This window comes from Tepidicaulis sp. (assembly GCF_965222285.1).
Taxonomy (GTDB): Bacteria; Pseudomonadota; Alphaproteobacteria; order Parvibaculales; family Parvibaculaceae; genus Tepidicaulis.
Window position 1 is genome coordinate 1,547,781 of sequence record NZ_OZ244942.1, and the last position, 13,885, is coordinate 1,561,665.

The window sequence follows — 13,885 nt, forward strand, 5'->3', positions numbered from 1 at the left end:
GAAGGGGATGCCTGTCAGGCTGCCTTGGCAATTTCCTCCAAGGCGCGGCCGGCACAATCCTGCTCGCCGCAGGCAGCGATATCCCCAAGCGAAACGACGCCGACAAGACGCTTATCCCTGTTCAACACGGGCATGCGCCGCACCTTGTTCCGGGCCATATTGTCCGCCGCTTCTTCAACGCTCTGATCCTCTAAGAGGTAACACACGCCTTCATGCATAGCTTCTTTCGCCGTCAATTGAGCGGGGTTTTTACCCTCGGCAATACAGTTCAGCACGATGTCCCGGTCGGTGAGCATACCGATCAGCTTGTCGTCTTCACCGATGGGCAGAAAACCCACATCGTCTTCCTTCATTTTCTGAGCGGCGTCCTTGAGCACCATGTCCGGTGCAATCCAATCGACGGTCTTTGTCATGATGTCTTGAATCTTCATAACAGACCTCCTTGTTTTGTAAGTGAATGACGGGAAGCCGCGGCCTCCCACAGGCGGCATATCGGCATCTATTTCCGGATATGCCGCTTTTCGATATGCGGCAGGTCGGTATAGACCTTGAGCTGGCCGGGCCGTGCAGGCAGAGCGTGGCCGCCCATCGGGTCCGGCGAGATGGACTTGTCGGGCGTTCCCCGTATTTGGCGCGCGCCGATACCTGAAACGGCTTCGCTGGGAATGATGCCCTGTAAACACTGCCTTCCATCAATAACGAGTATGATGGAGAGGTGTTTGTCCTCCTGGAAAATTTTTCTTATTTGCGCAATACCTGTGTCGGGCGCGCAGGTTGCGGCAACGGGGCTGACATAGTCGCACACGGGATGATCGTCCGCTTTCCGGCCGCTTGCTGCATCAAGCTGGTGCCGGTTCAGCGTGCCGATGACCTCGTCACCATCAAGGACAATCAATGTTTCGGCGCCGAAGCGCTCGAGCCGGGCACGCGCCTCGCTCAGCGGGTGCTCCGTGTGAACGGTCGCCCGTGCCGGCTGCATTATGTCTTCGGCTCTCGGCATCGCTTGTTTCTCGGAAGGTTTTCTAAGAAACGATCCGTATGCCCGCCTGTTCCAGACGCTTGCGTTCCGCAATCGTGAATGCGCGCCGCCCGCGTGGAACGGCACTTGCCGCCTATCGTTCTATAGGAAAGGGCACCGCTCCCGGACGAGCCGATTGCAGGCTCAGGAGTACCGAAGGGAGATTTCCATGGTTCTGAAACACGAATTGAAAAAACTCGCCGCTCTCGAATTCAATCTTGCGGTTTCTCTTTTTCTTCCCGTCCGCACCTTGCCGGATGAAAAAGAAAAGAACCGCATCCGTTTGAAGAAACTCATGCGGCTGGCGGAGGAAAAAGCGAAAGAGAGCGGGGCGTACCGCGCGGGCGTGTTTGAAAACGCCTGGGCACAGCTTGAAAAAGCGCGGCTCTTCGAAGGGCCGGAAACGAAAGGCGCGGCGATCTTCTTTTCCGAAGAGGGGTTCCAACTCTTTCAGTTACCGCTGAATGTTGGAGAAGAAGTAGCGGTCGGCGGCCGCTATCACATCGCGCCGCTTCTCCCGGCGCTCGAGCCGCACGGCACCTTCTATACGGTCGCGCTCAGCCTCAAGGAAAGCCATCTCTTCCGCTGTGATAAATCCGGCTGCACCTGTATCGATCAACTCAACATGCCGAATTTCGGTGCGATCAGAGGGCAAACGCAATTGCCTGCCGATGTCGGGTTTCACTCCTCCAGCCGGGGCAGTGCGGGCACGCCCGGGGTTCAGCATCACAGCCAGGGAGATAGTCCCGAGGACTATCATCAGGTGCAGATCGAGCAATATGTGCACGGCGCGGCGAATGCCGTGGATGAGTATCTCTCCGGCATTCATGCGCCGCTCATCGCACTAGGCGATCCCAATCTGCTCGGCTATTACCGCAAATTCACCCGGCATCCGGGGCTGATGCAGGAAGGCGTGGATAAGGCCTATCACGGCATGAACGAAGCGGATGTTTTCTCGCATGTCTGGCCGCTCGCTGAACCAGTTCTGGTGCGCCCGATCGACGAAGCATTGGACCGTCTTGCCGCCGGGCACGAGCGGGGCGATGAGAGCGTATGTCTTCTGGAATCGGATATTGTCGATATGGCCCGCAATGGGCGCATCGATACATTGCTTCTTGCCGAGGACGAGCGCGCCTCGCCCGGCACGCGCGGGCCGAACAACAAAGAAAACGCGGAAGAAGAAGCCGTCTCGCTATTGCGCAATGTCATGGCGCGCCAGACCCTTGCTCATGGCGGCGACATTTTTGTCGTGCCGCAAGAGCGGCTCCCGGAAGAGGGGATGGCCGGCGCGATTCTGCGCTACTAAGCGACGGCTGCTTGACAGTAATTTGCAAGGCGCATATTGAATCCCGGCTGGCCGGGCCCACCTGCGGCCCATAAGACCAGCCCCGGCAGGCACCACCTGCTCAGCTCTTGACCGGCAGTTGCCGGTACCAAAGACACTGCCACCGAGAACGAGTGACCAAGGAACACCGGATGATCCGGTGCGTTCTCACGGCAGGGTTGGGTGTCATCAGATGCGCGGCCCGGTTCTTCCTTCATGCGTGATGCCGAGGCCCGCCATAATCCGATGGAGGAGTTATCTTGACGTATTTCAAAGATCTATATCCAACCAGAACGAAGGAACGGATCGAACCTTTCGCGCGGCCGGACCCGGTTGTGTACGGGCATCCGGCATTTTATGGGAAGGGGCCACTGCGGCCGGATGAAGTGCATTCGTTCAAGGAAAACGGCTTTCTCTTTCTCGAAAGCTTTCTGACCGAGAGCGAGGTGAACGGTTTTCTCAAAGACCTCGATGGCTATACGAAAGACCCGGCCATCAAGCAGAGAGAAGAAACCGTCACGGAGAAATACACCGGCGAAATCCGGTCCATCTTCGCCATTCACAAGTTGTCGGAACGTTTCGACCGGCTGAGCCGAGATCCTCGTTTGCTGGATATCGCGCACCAGTTGCTCGGTTCCGACGTTTATATCCATCAATCGCGGATCAACGATAAACCGGCTTTCCGCGGCAGCGGGTTCAACTGGCATTCGGATTTCGAAACCTGGCACGCGGAAGACGGCATGCCGCGCCCGCGCTGCGTCAGTTTTTCGATCACGCTGACGGAGAATAATGTTTTCAACGGGCCTTTGATGCTGATCCCCGGTTCGCACAAAACCTTCGTTCCGTGCACCGGCATCACGCCGCCGAAGAACTGGGAAGAATCGCTGAAGTCTCAGACCTTGGGCGTGCCGGCGGAACGGGACTTACGGGCACTCACGCAGAAGGGAGGCATTGTAGCACCGCGCGGACCGGCGGGCTCGCTGGTGATTTTCGAAAGCAATACGCTTCACGCCTCGGCGAACAATCTCTCGCCTTATCCGCGCCGCAACCTCTTCTTCGTTTGCAACAGCGTGGAAAATAAGCCCGTCGCACCGTTCTGCGGAAACGCACCGCGGCCCGAATATCTGGCCACACGCAAAAACATCGAACCGCTGCGCCCCGTCATCGAAACGCCCGGCGTCGCGGCTCATCAGAGGCAGGCCTATCAGCAGCGCCAAGGGCAGGGGCACTTCATGAAAGAGCCCGCCGCCGCCCAAATGTCGCGGCAATAGGGCCTTTGAAACAGGGCCCGGCGCCCAGCCGGGTCCACCCGCCTTACTTTCCTGTTGCCCGCTAAAACGGAAACCTTATGATGGGGTGAGGGCTTCAGGGGATTATTATGAAATCACTCAAATCCGTTTTGACCGTGCTTGTCTGCGCGGTATTTTTGGCCGCTTGCGCGCAGCGCCAGAGCCAGAATGTTTATAATCACAGCGAAGTCGGCAAAAGCAGCGCAGTGTCCTTCGGCACTGTCGTGGCAAGCCGGGTGGTCGATGTGACAGGCGAAAATTCCGGTGCCGGGGCGCTTGTCGGTGCGGCAGCCGGGGCCGGGGCCGGTTCCTATATCGGCAGCGGCTCGGGTGAAGCTTGGGCTGTAGGGGCGGGGCTGCTTGTCGGCGCCGTGGCCGGCGCCATGGCAGAGCAGGCAATGAACGACCGCCAGGGCATCGAATATGTCGTCACGCTTGAAAGTGGTGTGACGCTAACCATCGTCCAGGAGATCGGCGAGGGTGAAAGCCAGCTGCCGCCGGGCGCCCGCGTTATGGTGCAAAATTCCGGCGGGTATCAGCGGGTGTTGCCCGCCGACCATTTGCCGACCCAGATCAACCGCCCGCAAGGCATCCAGGTTGTCGATCCTTAAGCACAGCGGCGGGCCTGCCATCTCCGGCCCGCAAGCCTTGCTGACTGAATGAATTATCTGAAAGGACAGGTTATGCGTTTCTGGCTACGCGCGCTTGGCGCTGGCGCCATGCTGTTTGCAGCGGCATGCACCAGCAATGTCACGGTATCGGCGCCGAACATTTCTCCCACCCAATTCGCCTCGCAGACGAAAACGCCCGGTAATTACGCGGTTTATTTGCAAACCGGCGGCTGGAATAAGGAAATCAAGACTACGGGCTGGACGTGCAATGCCTGGTCGTTCCCGACGAATTTCGACGGCGCTTATGTCTCGGCCGCTCAATCTGCCTTTTCTCAATCCTTCCAGAATGTGAAATTCGTGCCTGCCGTGCTGCCGCCCGAAGAGCTGCGTAAGCAGAATTTCGATGCGCAGATTATCGTTTATCAGGGCAATATGGGCGCCAAATTCGGCGTGGTGCAGGGGCTCTTTACCGGCGCCATCACAGTCGATGTGGAAGTTGAGGGGATTGTTGCGGTTTCCGGCCATGGCGGTCTGGCAAGCCAAGGCCAGGCAAGGGGCGCGGCGCATGGCGTTAATGACGGAGTTCTGGGCTGCGACAGTGCCGGGCCCGCGATCCAGCAGGCAGGCGGCAAAGCCATTTCGGATTTCGTGATCGAATCCGTCAATGCCGCCAAATTGAATATTCTGGAGATGAAGACGAAGACCGCTGCCGCTTCTAGCTGAGCGCACGTCATGTTTTCGGCAATGGCGCCGGAGCCGGAGACCTCCTCCGGCTTCGGCGTTTTGTTATCGGCTGTGACTTGCCGGGGCGGCCTTTGCGGCACTAGCATCCGGGAAAAGCAGAGCTGAAGGAGAGCCCCCATGAGCCCTTACAAAAAAACCGACGAGGCCCTTCGCCGCCTGACGCCCGAGCAATACCGGGTGACGCAGGAAAACGGAACCGAGCGCCCCTTTTCCAATGAATATTGGAATCACAAGGGGGAAGGGATCTATGTCGATATCGTCTCCGGCGAGCCGCTTTTCTCTTCCAAGGACAAATTCGATTCCGGCTGCGGCTGGCCGAGCTTCATGCGCCCGCTGGACACGGCGGAAATCAATGAGCTGAAAGATACGAGCCATGGCATGGTCCGGGTCGAAGTGCGTTCGGGCGGCGCCGACAGCCATCTCGGCCACGTCTTTCCCGACGGGCCGCCGGAAACGGGCCTGCGCTATTGCATCAATTCCGCCTCGATCCGTTTCATTCCCGTCGAAGAAATGGCCGCCGAAGGCTATGGCGACCTTCTAGTGCTGTTTGGCAAGGCAGCGGAATAAGGCGACGGCTAGCAGTCAAGGGCCTTCAAAACCGGCCATGATCCAGAGAACTTCCAACATCTATTTGGCGCATAATATATATTATGGAAAATAAATAATACCGGAACCGGCAGAAACCGGAACCGGCAGAAAAGCGCCCTTAACCGGTCCGGGCCGACTGGCCCCCGTCCACGGGCAAAAGCACGCCGGTGATGAAGCGCGCCTCGTCCGAAGCGAGAAACAGCGATGCGTTGGCAATGTCCCAGGCGTTGCCCATCTGGCGGCCGAGCGGCACCGCCTTGTTGCGCATCTCGTTGCGCTTTTGCCGTTCCTCGCCGCTGACATGCTGCTCCGTTGCCATGGGCGTTTCGATCAGCCCAGGCATGATCACGTTGGCGCGGATGTTCTTTGAGGCGTATTTCAGCGCCATGGCCTGTGTGAAGGCATTCAGCGCGGCTTTCGAGGATTTATAGGCGAAAAGCTGCGGCGGCGTGCAAATGGCGGCGATCGAGGAAATATTGGTGATGACGCCGGATCGCGCCTCGATCATTGCCGGCAGCACGTGTTTGCAGACCAGCATGATCCCTTTCATGTTCACCCGGAAGATGCGCTCCCAGATTTCCTCGTCCATGGAGACCGCATCCTGGTCCGCTACATGGCCGATACCGACATTGTTATGCAGAATATCGATGCGGCCATAGGTTTTCAGGCACGCTTCGGCAATCGCCCGGCAATCGTCTTCAACCGAGATATCAGCTTCCAGCGCCGCGCCTTTGCCGCCTGATTTCTCAATCAAATCAAGTGTTTCCTCGGCAGATTTAAAATTACGGTCGACCAGAAGGACCTCTGCGCCCTCCTCTGCAAAGCGCATGGCGGTCGCCCGGCCATTGCCGAGCCCTTCGCCCGGCGCCTGGCCGGCGCCGACGACGATGGCGATTTTCCCGGCCAGCCGCCCGCCGTCGCTGGGCTTCACACGTTCCATTGCACCTCACCTTCCTCAAGCTGCACGCCGAAGGAATTAAGCGCCATGGAGACCATCGTGTACTGGCCGGCCGTCATCACCATGTCCATCATCTGCTGCTCGCTGAAATGCTTGGCAAGCTCGGCCCAGGTCGCGTCGCTGATATGCTGGTCGTGATGCAGCTCGTCCGTTGCCTGCAAAAGCGCCTTGTCGGCGGCGCTGAGATCCGGCGTTTGCGGCCCGCTCACACAGGAGCGGATTTCCTCATCGCTCATCCCGGCCTCGCGGGCGATCCGCACATGCTGTGTCCATTCATAGCCCGCCTGGCAGAGATAGCCGATACGCAGGATGACGAGCTCGCGCTCGCGTGCCGGCAAGGTCGAGCCTGCCAGGATATAGCCCCCGTAAACGAGGAACTTCTTCAGCATTTTCGGGTGGTTGGCCATGGTGCGGAAGATATTGAGGTCTTTGCCGGCCTTGGCGGCGATCTCCCGCGTGTCCTCGCTCATATCCTTCGGGTCGAGCGGTTGGATCCGCGCTTTATTCACTCTCATTTCGTCTTCTCCCTGATTTAGGCTTTGGGCGCAGCTTGGCAGAGAGAAACGGAAGAGAATAGAGAGAATGAGGGCGTTCTGCCCCAGGGCTTACACATTAAGGCACGCGGCGGGCACCGCCGCCTGAGGCAGAAATGCCCCTCACCCGGCTTTTTTCAAAAGTGCGTCGACGAATTCCGTCTTGTCGGGGTCGGCTTCCGGCGCATAAGGCAGTACCAAATAGCCGCGGTCGCCGCGCTGCGTTTCGATGAGATAGAGCGTGGCCTCATCGCCCGGATCCGTGCCGCAATCGACGCTTTGGCTGTCGATCAGCTTCAGTTCGGGCAATGCGAAGGTGCAGCGGCCTTCATCGCAGGTCAGCTTGTCTTTTTTCACGGCGAAATTGGTGGTGAAGCCCCTTTCCCGGGCATCGTCGATCAGTTCTGCGAGGTCCATATCTTCCTCCAGCGTCATGTCGTTCTCTTTAGAAAACGAAAGAGCCGGGGAATTGTTCGCCGAAACTGGCTCTAAAGGCCGGAATCCGGGGCTCTTTTGCGGCGCTCCTCGCCTTTGCGCGGCAGGCCGAGGCGGCGGCGGTCCGGGCCCGCATAGCTGCCCGTCGCCACAAACTCGCGCGGATGGGCGATCGAATGGGCGATGCGCGTCATCAGCATTTCGGAGGAAACCGGCAGGGTCAGGAACTCCGTCACGCCTGCATCGCGCGCTGCGACAATGTCTTCGACCACGGCGGAAGTGCTCACCATGATGATGGGCAGGCGGCGGATTTCTTCGGTGGAGGATTTACGGATGGCCCGGGCAAGCTTCAACCCCGTATCCACATGGGTGAGCGGCCCGCAAATCACCACATCCACGGGTTTTTCGTCGATCAGCATGGTCCGGAACGCGTCCTTGGCGGTTTCCGTCTCATAGACGTGATCGAAATCGCTCGCGCGGCAAATTGCGCGCATCAGCGGGCGCACCGTAAGATCGCCGAGACATAGCAGGACGTTCCACTGCCCGGCGGCAGTATAACCGGATGACTGCGATGTTTTTGGACGGCTTCCGGGCACGGCGTTGCACCACTCACTGTGACAGATCAGTGATGCGCCAGGACCGGTAAAGAGCTGGTTTCCGGGCGTGGTAAATTTTGCTTTTTCAGCGCTCTGGCAGCCGGTGCTAAGTCGCATTCTCAAGGGAGGACATTCATGGAACCGCAAGTGGCCGCACGCGAACCGGCAGAGATGGAACTTCAGGCCGGCAAGACCTATTTCTGGTGCCAATGCGGGCTTTCCAAGAAGCAGCCGCTCTGCGACGGCTCCCACAAAGGCAGCGGCATCGAGCCCCTCGCCTATAAGGCCGAGAAGGATCAGAAGGTCTGGCTATGCCAGTGCAAGCAGACCTCCCGTGCACCCTTCTGTGACGGCGCTCATAAGAGACTGCCGTAAAATCTGAGCGGAACTCCTAGGCGAGCGGCCGGCGCCGCTGCATCACTTTTGCCGCGTCCGCCGCCTCCAGCGCTTCGAACCCGTGCTGGCGGTAAAGCCCGTGCGCGTCATCTGTCGCCAGCATCCAGCGGTTGACGGTGGCAAGCTGGGGGTCGGCGAGGATGCAGGTCATCAGCCATTTGCCGAGCCCCCGCCCCTTATACGCCTCCTCGATATAGATATCCGAGATCCAGGCAAAGCGCGCATAGTCCGTCACCGCGCGGCCGAAGCCTACTTGGCCTTCGGATCTATGGTAAACGCCATAAACTCTGGAATTACAGATGCTTAGCCAAAGATTTTCAGGTGAGCTTTTCGCTGCCCAGTAAGTGGCGCGAAGATTGGTGAGAATCCGGTCTTTATCGAGCCTTTCGGGATTGGTGGAAATTTCAAAATCACCCTGTTCCCAAAAGCTTATGCTCATCTGTTAACCATAATTCTCAAACTCGAGCACCATCCCGTCATAGGCCGGCTCGATGCCTTCCGGCAGTTCCCGCTTCAAGGTCTGGTAGTCGAGATCGACATGCAGATTGGTGAGCACACCGTGCGGCACCGCCAGCCGTTTCAGCCAGCCCACCGCCGTCTCGACATTGGAATGGGTCGGATGCGGCGTGTAGCGCAGCGCGTCCACCACCCAGCACGACACGCCTTCCAGCATCTCGAAACTTTCTTCCGGCAAGTCCACCAGATCGCTGGAATAAGCGAAAGGGCCGATCCGGAAGCCGAGAGAGCGAATGGCCCCATGATCCTGATCGAAGGGCAGCGCGGTGATCGGCCCGCCCTCGCCCACGATCGTCACCGGCTGACCCACCTTGATGAGATGGCCGTGCAGGATCGGCGGATAGGAAGACCCTTCCGGCGACTGGAAGCAATAGCCGAAGCGGCTCGTGAGCACGTCCGAGGTGGGCCCGTCCATATAGACATCGACCCGCCGGCGCCTGTTGATCGCCACCATTCTCAGATCGTCGATGCCGTGCGCCTGGTCGGCATGTTCATGGGTGTACAGCACCCCGTCCAGCCATTCGACGCCCGTATCGAGCAATTGCTCGCGCATATCCGGCGAGGTATCGACCAGCACCACCGTCTTCTTGGCCGGATCATCTTCCCAGCGTTCCAGAAGGATGGAGCAGCGGCGGCGGCGGTTCTTCGGTTCATTGGGGTCGCACGCGCCCCAATGGCCGCCAATGCGCGGCACACCGCCCGAGGAGCCGGAGCCCAGGATCGTTACTTTCAGCGTCATGCGGCCAGTGCCTCGCGCGGCACTTTCGTGAAGAGCCGGAAGAAATTATCGGTCGTCACCCCGGCAAGCTCGCCCTCGCCCAGGCCTTTGATTTCGGCGAGCTTGGCTGCGGTATGGACGACAAAGGAAGGTTCGTTGCGTTTACCGCGCTTGGGCACGGGGGCCAGATAAGGCGAATCCGTTTCGACCAGCAGCCGCTCGAGCGGTACATCCGCCGCCGTCTGGCGGATATCCTCGGCTGATTTGAAGGTCAGAATGCCGGAGAGGGAAATATAAAGCCCGAGATCGACCGCCTTCATGGCCAGCGCCCGCCCGGAGGAGAAACAGTGCAAAAGCCCCGGAAAGGCGCCTTCGGCCATTTCTTCGGAAAGAATGCGATCCGTGTCCGCATCCGCCTCGCGGGTATGGACGATGAGCGGCAGTCCCGTTTCCCGCGCCGCCCAGATATGGGAGCGGAAATTCTTCTGCTGCGCCTCGCGCGGGCTGTGCTCGTAATAATAATCGAGCCCGGTTTCCCCGATGCCGACGACTTTCGGGTGGCGGGAAAGCTCGATCAGCCGCGCCGCATCTACTTCCGGCTCGCTTTCCGCTTCATGGGGGTGAATGCCCACGGTGCAGAAGATGTTGTCATAGCGCTCGGCCACGGCGAGTACCTTGTCGAATTCCGTCACCTTGGTGCCGATCGTCACCATCAGGCCGACGCCGGCCGCGCCCGCCCGCTTGACGATGGCGTCGGTCTCGCCGTCGAAATCCTTGAAATCGAGATGACAATGGCTGTCGACGAGAAGGTTCATGCCTGCCCCTTTTCCTCATCCACAAAACGCGGGAAAACGCCGCTCGGCGCGGGCAGCGCCGTGCCCGGCACAAGCTCAGCATCGAGGCTGGCAAAGCTGCGCGCTTCCGGCAGCACGGCCAAAAGGTCGAGTAGCTTCGCCGCCCCGCTCGGCACCACCGGCTGGGCCAGAATGGCGACGCGGCGGATCACCTCGGCGGTGACATAGAGCACCGTGCCCATGCGCGCCGGATCGGTTTTCTTCAGCGCCCAAGGCTCCTGGCCAGCGAAATAGCGGTTGGCCTCGGCCACCGTGTCCCAGATGACGCCAAGCGCCTGATGGATCTGCTGGCCGTCCATATGAACGCGCGCGGCGTCCAGCATGGCGCCGGCCTGGTCCAGAATGGCTTTGTCTTCCGCCGTCAGTGCGCCCGGCTCCGGCACCTTGCCCTCCAGGTTCTTGGCGATCATCGACAAGGAGCGCTGCGCCAGATTGCCCAGATCGTTGGCAAGGTCCGCATTGATGCGGTTCACCACCGTCTCATGGCTGTAGCTGCCGTCCTGGCCGAACGGCACTTCACGGGCGAAGAAATAGCGGATCTGATCGGTGCCATAAGTCTGCGTGATCGTGAAAGGATCGATCACATTGCCCACCGACTTCGACATTTTCTCGCCGCGGTTGAAAAGGAAACCGTGGCCGTAAATGCGTTTCGGCAGATCGATCTCGGCGGCCATCAAAAGCGCCGGCCAGATCATCGCGTGGAAGCGCACGATATCCTTGCCGATAATATGCACATCGGCCGGCCAGTAATGTTTGAAACTTTCCGATTCCACATTCGGATAGCCGACGCCTGTGATGTAATTCGTCAGCGCGTCCACCCACACATACATGACGTGTTTGGGATCGCCCGGCACCGGCACGCCCCAATCGATCTTGGTGCGCGAGATGGACAGATCGTTGAGCCCTCGCTTCACGAAGGCAACGACTTCATTGCGCCGCGTTTCGGGCAGAATGAAATCCGGGTGCTTTTCGTAAAGCTCCAGCAGCCGGTCCGCATAGGCGGAGAGACGGAAGAAATAGCTTTCCTCCTCGATCCATTCGACCGGCGTGCCCGTCGGCGCATATTTCTTGCCGTCGTCCCCGTCGCTCAGCTCGTCTTCGCCGTAATAGGCTTCGTCGCGCACCGAGTACCAGCCGGCATATTTATCGAGATAGATATCGCCCTTCGCGGCCAGCTTTTCCCACAGCGTCTGCGCCGCTAGAATATGGCGCGGCTCGCTCGTGCGGATGAAATCGTCGTTGGAGATGTTCAGAACGGCGCACATTTTTTTGAAGAGCGGCGCCATTTCATCGGCCAGCTCTTGCGGGCTCACGCCGCGCTCCTTGGCGGTCTGCACCATCTTCTGCCCGTGGTCGTCCACACCGGTCAAGAAATAGGTATCGACCCCGTCCAGCCGCTTGAAGCGCGCCAGAATATCCGTGGCAATCGCTTCATAGGCATGGCCGATATGGGGCGGGCCATTGGGATAGGAAATCGCCGTCGTGATGTAAAAGGCTTTGGGAGCCGTCATATCTGAACTTTACTTGCTGTGGCCGGGCTCAGGCCCGGACCGTCAATCCACGCGAGGCCGCCTCGATCAGCGAAAAAGCGTTCAAAATCACCAGCTTGCGGTCGGTGTTGAGCGCGTTCGCCCGGGCGGCCATAGCGCCGATCTTTTCCCATACCTCAACCCAGCGATCAAGGCCGCCGCTTTGCCCGATCCGCGCGGCAAGTTCGCCCTCGCGGGGCAGCGTCGTGCTGTCCGGCCCTTGGGAGAGCGTGCGCACCAGCCGGGCCGCCCAGTCGCCGAGGAGTTCCAGCGCCATATCGAATTTGTCGTCCTGCCCGCGCCTCGCAGCCATATCGGCAAAAGCATGGAGCGCCTTAATGTCGAGCCGCGGCAGGCTGGCAAGCACCGTCATCATTTGCGTGTAAAGCTCGATGCCCCCTGCAGCGGCAATGGAAAGCGCCCGGCCCGCGCTGCCTTCCGATAGCGCGGCAACAAGGGCGGCCTGTTCCGGGGCAAGATCGGGCGCGTGTTGCGCCAGAATGCGGTCAATCGCTTCGGGCGCGAGCGGCGTCAACGGCAGTTTGCGGCAGCGCGAGCGGATGGTTGGTAGCAAGCGCCCCGGCTGATGGGAAATCAGAATGAAAAGGCTTTTGGCGGGCGGCTCTTCCAGCACTTTCAAAAGCGCGTTCGCTGCATTGGCGTTCATCTCGTCGGCGCTATCGACGATTGCCACACGCCAGCCCCCGCCCCCGGCGCTCTTGCCGAAGAACCCGGCCGTGCGGCGGACTTCTTCTACCGGGATAACGGTTTTCAGCTTCTTGGTTTTCTCGTCTGCCGGGCGGCGCAGCAGCAGAAGGTCCATATGGCCGAGCCCGGCGATTTGCCGGAAAGTCGGATCGGCCTCATCCATCTGCAGGCTCGATACGCCCATTGCTTTCGCCGTTTCCGGGTCGCCGTATTTCAAGACGAAGCGCGCCATGCGGTAGGCAAGCGTCGCTTTGCCGACGCCCTTAGGCCCCGTCAGCAGCCAGGCGTGATGCATGCGCCCGCTCATATAGGCATCGAGAAAAGCAGCTTCAGCTTTTTCCTGGCCGATCAACTCGCTTGTCTCGCGCGGTGCGGGAAGATCGCCCTGCCGGTCGGCTTCCGGTAGCTCGCTCATGCCGTCTCCTTCAGACCGAAATGGCGCGTGACCGCGGCAATCATCGCCGCTGTCACCGCATCCATGTCTTGTCCCGCATCGATCACCACACAGCGCTCCGGCGCCTTGGCGGCAATGTCGAGAAAGGCGGCGCGCAGGCGTTCGTGAAAGGCTTTGTCCATGCCTTCATAGCGGTCCTCGCCGCCAGCGCGCGACGCGGCCCGCTTCAGGCCCTCTTCGACCGGCAGATCGAAGATCAGCGTGAGTTCCGGTCCCTCATCCCCCACCACAAGATCATAGAGGGTTTGAATGAAAGCGGGGCCGAGCCCATGCCCATAACCTTGATAGGCCATGGATGAGTCCGCGAAACGGTCGCAGAGTACCCAGCGGCCTTCTTTCAGCGCCGGGCGGATGGTACGCGCCAGATGGTCGGCCCGGGCGGCGAAATGCAAAAGCGCTTCGGTTTTGCCGTCCCAGCGGTCCGCATCGCCCTCCACCAGGAGTTTGCGGATCACCTCACCGCCGGGAGAGCCGCCGGGCTCGCGGGTTTTGATAACATCGATGCCGCGTTCGGAAAGCCACTCGGCAAGGCGCGCGATTTGCGTCGACTTGCCGGCGCCTTCGCCGCCTTCGAAGCTGATGAAATGCCCGCGCGTTCCGCTCACTGGCCCCCG

18 protein-coding genes are annotated in these 13,885 nt (G+C 59.9%); 6 read left to right on the forward strand and 12 right to left on the reverse strand.

Features of this window, described 5'->3' with window-relative positions:
- Positions 1-14 precede the first annotated feature (14 nt).
- Both ACOQOT_RS07235 and ACOQOT_RS07240 read right to left on the reverse strand, forming a co-directional pair.
- A complete protein-coding gene (locus ACOQOT_RS07235; protein ID WP_420561664.1) occupies positions 15-431 on the reverse strand; it encodes a CBS domain-containing protein in 417 nt (138 codons plus the stop codon).
- A gap of 68 nt (positions 432-499) precedes the next feature.
- Positions 500-1,000, reverse strand: coding sequence for a CBS domain-containing protein (locus tag ACOQOT_RS07240; RefSeq protein WP_420561665.1), 501 nt, complete (start codon positions 998-1,000; stop codon positions 500-502).
- Between the two features lie 187 nt (positions 1,001-1,187).
- On the opposite strand from ACOQOT_RS07240, the gene ACOQOT_RS07245 reads away from it, so the two are divergent.
- From ACOQOT_RS07245 to msrB, 5 genes are all read left to right on the forward strand, one after another.
- Entirely contained in the window at positions 1,188-2,324 is a 1,137-nt protein-coding gene (locus ACOQOT_RS07245; RefSeq protein ID WP_420561666.1) for a hypothetical protein, read from the forward strand.
- Positions 2,325-2,602: 278 nt separating this feature from the next.
- Complete coding sequence (gene thpD / locus ACOQOT_RS07250) at positions 2,603-3,613, forward strand: ectoine hydroxylase (protein WP_420561667.1); 1,011 nt, start codon at positions 2,603-2,605, stop codon at positions 3,611-3,613.
- Between the two features lie 107 nt (positions 3,614-3,720).
- Positions 3,721-4,242: a hypothetical protein gene (locus ACOQOT_RS07255; protein WP_420561668.1), complete on the forward strand. Its 522-nt coding sequence runs from the start codon at positions 3,721-3,723 to the stop codon at positions 4,240-4,242.
- Positions 4,243-4,314: 72 nt separating this feature from the next.
- Positions 4,315-4,965 carry a hypothetical protein gene (locus ACOQOT_RS07260; protein ID WP_420561669.1) on the forward strand — a complete coding sequence of 217 codons (651 nt, stop codon included), beginning with the start codon at positions 4,315-4,317 and terminating at the stop codon, positions 4,963-4,965.
- Positions 4,966-5,103: 138 nt separating this feature from the next.
- Positions 5,104-5,553, forward strand: a complete 450-nt coding sequence (gene msrB, locus ACOQOT_RS07265) for a peptide-methionine (R)-S-oxide reductase MsrB (RefSeq protein ID WP_420561670.1) — start codon at positions 5,104-5,106, stop codon at positions 5,551-5,553.
- 139 nt (positions 5,554-5,692) lie between these two features.
- Here msrB and ACOQOT_RS07270 read toward each other — a convergent pair whose 3' ends face one another.
- From ACOQOT_RS07270 to ACOQOT_RS07285, 4 genes are all read right to left on the reverse strand, one after another.
- Complete coding sequence (locus tag ACOQOT_RS07270) at positions 5,693-6,514, reverse strand: SDR family NAD(P)-dependent oxidoreductase (RefSeq protein WP_420561671.1); 822 nt, start codon at positions 6,512-6,514, stop codon at positions 5,693-5,695.
- On the reverse strand, positions 6,502-7,047 hold the full coding sequence (locus ACOQOT_RS07275) for a carboxymuconolactone decarboxylase family protein (protein ID WP_420561672.1): 546 nt from the start codon (positions 7,045-7,047) through the stop codon (positions 6,502-6,504). Before ACOQOT_RS07275 ends, ACOQOT_RS07270 begins: the two co-directional genes overlap by 13 nt.
- 141 nt (positions 7,048-7,188) lie before the next feature.
- Positions 7,189-7,500: a hypothetical protein gene (locus tag ACOQOT_RS07280; protein ID WP_420561673.1), complete on the reverse strand. Its 312-nt coding sequence runs from the start codon at positions 7,498-7,500 to the stop codon at positions 7,189-7,191.
- Between the two features lie 53 nt (positions 7,501-7,553).
- Positions 7,554-7,994 (reverse strand): response regulator, encoded by a 441-nt coding sequence (locus ACOQOT_RS07285; protein ID WP_420561674.1) that lies wholly within the window; start codon positions 7,992-7,994, stop codon positions 7,554-7,556.
- A 237-nt stretch (positions 7,995-8,231) separates the two neighbouring features.
- Here ACOQOT_RS07285 and ACOQOT_RS07290 point away from each other — a divergent pair, with 237 nt between their 5' ends.
- Positions 8,232-8,471 carry a CDGSH iron-sulfur domain-containing protein gene (locus ACOQOT_RS07290; RefSeq protein WP_420561675.1) on the forward strand — a complete coding sequence of 80 codons (240 nt, stop codon included), beginning with the start codon at positions 8,232-8,234 and terminating at the stop codon, positions 8,469-8,471.
- A gap of 16 nt (positions 8,472-8,487) precedes the next feature.
- Here the strand turns inward: ACOQOT_RS07290 and ACOQOT_RS07295 are convergent, their stop codons facing one another.
- Genes ACOQOT_RS07295 through tmk form a run of 6 tightly spaced genes read right to left on the reverse strand, consistent with a single transcriptional unit; the run spans position 8,488 to position 13,876 of the window.
- Positions 8,488-8,931 carry a GNAT family N-acetyltransferase gene (locus tag ACOQOT_RS07295; RefSeq protein WP_420561676.1) on the reverse strand — a complete coding sequence of 148 codons (444 nt, stop codon included), beginning with the start codon at positions 8,929-8,931 and terminating at the stop codon, positions 8,488-8,490.
- A 3-nt stretch (positions 8,932-8,934) separates the two neighbouring features.
- Positions 8,935-9,747 carry an MBL fold metallo-hydrolase gene (locus tag ACOQOT_RS07300; RefSeq protein WP_420561677.1) on the reverse strand — a complete coding sequence of 271 codons (813 nt, stop codon included), beginning with the start codon at positions 9,745-9,747 and terminating at the stop codon, positions 8,935-8,937.
- Positions 9,744-10,541, reverse strand: coding sequence for a TatD family hydrolase (locus tag ACOQOT_RS07305; protein ID WP_420561678.1), 798 nt, complete (start codon positions 10,539-10,541; stop codon positions 9,744-9,746). The genes ACOQOT_RS07300 and ACOQOT_RS07305 overlap by 4 nt, the downstream gene beginning before the upstream one ends.
- Entirely contained in the window at positions 10,538-12,091 is a 1,554-nt protein-coding gene (gene metG / locus ACOQOT_RS07310; RefSeq protein WP_420561679.1) for a methionine--tRNA ligase, read from the reverse strand. The genes ACOQOT_RS07305 and metG overlap by 4 nt, the downstream gene beginning before the upstream one ends.
- 28 nt (positions 12,092-12,119) lie before the next feature.
- Positions 12,120-13,232 carry a DNA polymerase III subunit delta' gene (locus ACOQOT_RS07315; protein WP_420561680.1) on the reverse strand — a complete coding sequence of 371 codons (1,113 nt, stop codon included), beginning with the start codon at positions 13,230-13,232 and terminating at the stop codon, positions 12,120-12,122.
- Entirely contained in the window at positions 13,229-13,876 is a 648-nt protein-coding gene (tmk, locus tag ACOQOT_RS07320) for a dTMP kinase (RefSeq protein ID WP_420561681.1), read from the reverse strand. Before tmk ends, ACOQOT_RS07315 begins: the two co-directional genes overlap by 4 nt.
- Positions 13,877-13,885: the final 9 nt, after the last annotated feature.

Coding starts and splice junctions, on each gene's coding strand:
- ACOQOT_RS07280 (WP_420561673.1), bottom strand. CDS start 7,500: ATGACGCTGGAGGAAGATATGGACCTCGCAGAACTGATCGACGATGCC.
- ACOQOT_RS07260 (WP_420561669.1), top strand. CDS start 4,315: ATGCGTTTCTGGCTACGCGCGCTTGGCGCTGGCGCCATGCTGTTTGCA.
- ACOQOT_RS07275 (WP_420561672.1), bottom strand. CDS start 7,047: ATGAGAGTGAATAAAGCGCGGATCCAACCGCTCGACCCGAAGGATATG.
- ACOQOT_RS07255 (WP_420561668.1), top strand. CDS start 3,721: ATGAAATCACTCAAATCCGTTTTGACCGTGCTTGTCTGCGCGGTATTT.
- ACOQOT_RS07290 (WP_420561675.1), top strand. CDS start 8,232: ATGGAACCGCAAGTGGCCGCACGCGAACCGGCAGAGATGGAACTTCAG.
- ACOQOT_RS07245 (WP_420561666.1), top strand. CDS start 1,188: ATGGTTCTGAAACACGAATTGAAAAAACTCGCCGCTCTCGAATTCAAT.
- ACOQOT_RS07315 (WP_420561680.1), bottom strand. CDS start 13,232: ATGAGCGAGCTACCGGAAGCCGACCGGCAGGGCGATCTTCCCGCACCG.
- ACOQOT_RS07285 (WP_420561674.1), bottom strand. CDS start 7,994: ATGCGCGCAATTTGCCGCGCGAGCGATTTCGATCACGTCTATGAGACG.
- ACOQOT_RS07235 (WP_420561664.1), bottom strand. CDS start 431: ATGAAGATTCAAGACATCATGACAAAGACCGTCGATTGGATTGCACCG.
- ACOQOT_RS07300 (WP_420561677.1), bottom strand. CDS start 9,747: ATGACGCTGAAAGTAACGATCCTGGGCTCCGGCTCCTCGGGCGGTGTG.
- ACOQOT_RS07270 (WP_420561671.1), bottom strand. CDS start 6,514: ATGGAACGTGTGAAGCCCAGCGACGGCGGGCGGCTGGCCGGGAAAATC.
- ACOQOT_RS07305 (WP_420561678.1), bottom strand. CDS start 10,541: ATGAACCTTCTCGTCGACAGCCATTGTCATCTCGATTTCAAGGATTTC.
- msrB (WP_420561670.1), top strand. CDS start 5,104: ATGAGCCCTTACAAAAAAACCGACGAGGCCCTTCGCCGCCTGACGCCC.
- ACOQOT_RS07240 (WP_420561665.1), bottom strand. CDS start 1,000: ATGCCGAGAGCCGAAGACATAATGCAGCCGGCACGGGCGACCGTTCAC.
- ACOQOT_RS07295 (WP_420561676.1), bottom strand. CDS start 8,931: ATGAGCATAAGCTTTTGGGAACAGGGTGATTTTGAAATTTCCACCAAT.
- metG (WP_420561679.1), bottom strand. CDS start 12,091: ATGACGGCTCCCAAAGCCTTTTACATCACGACGGCGATTTCCTATCCC.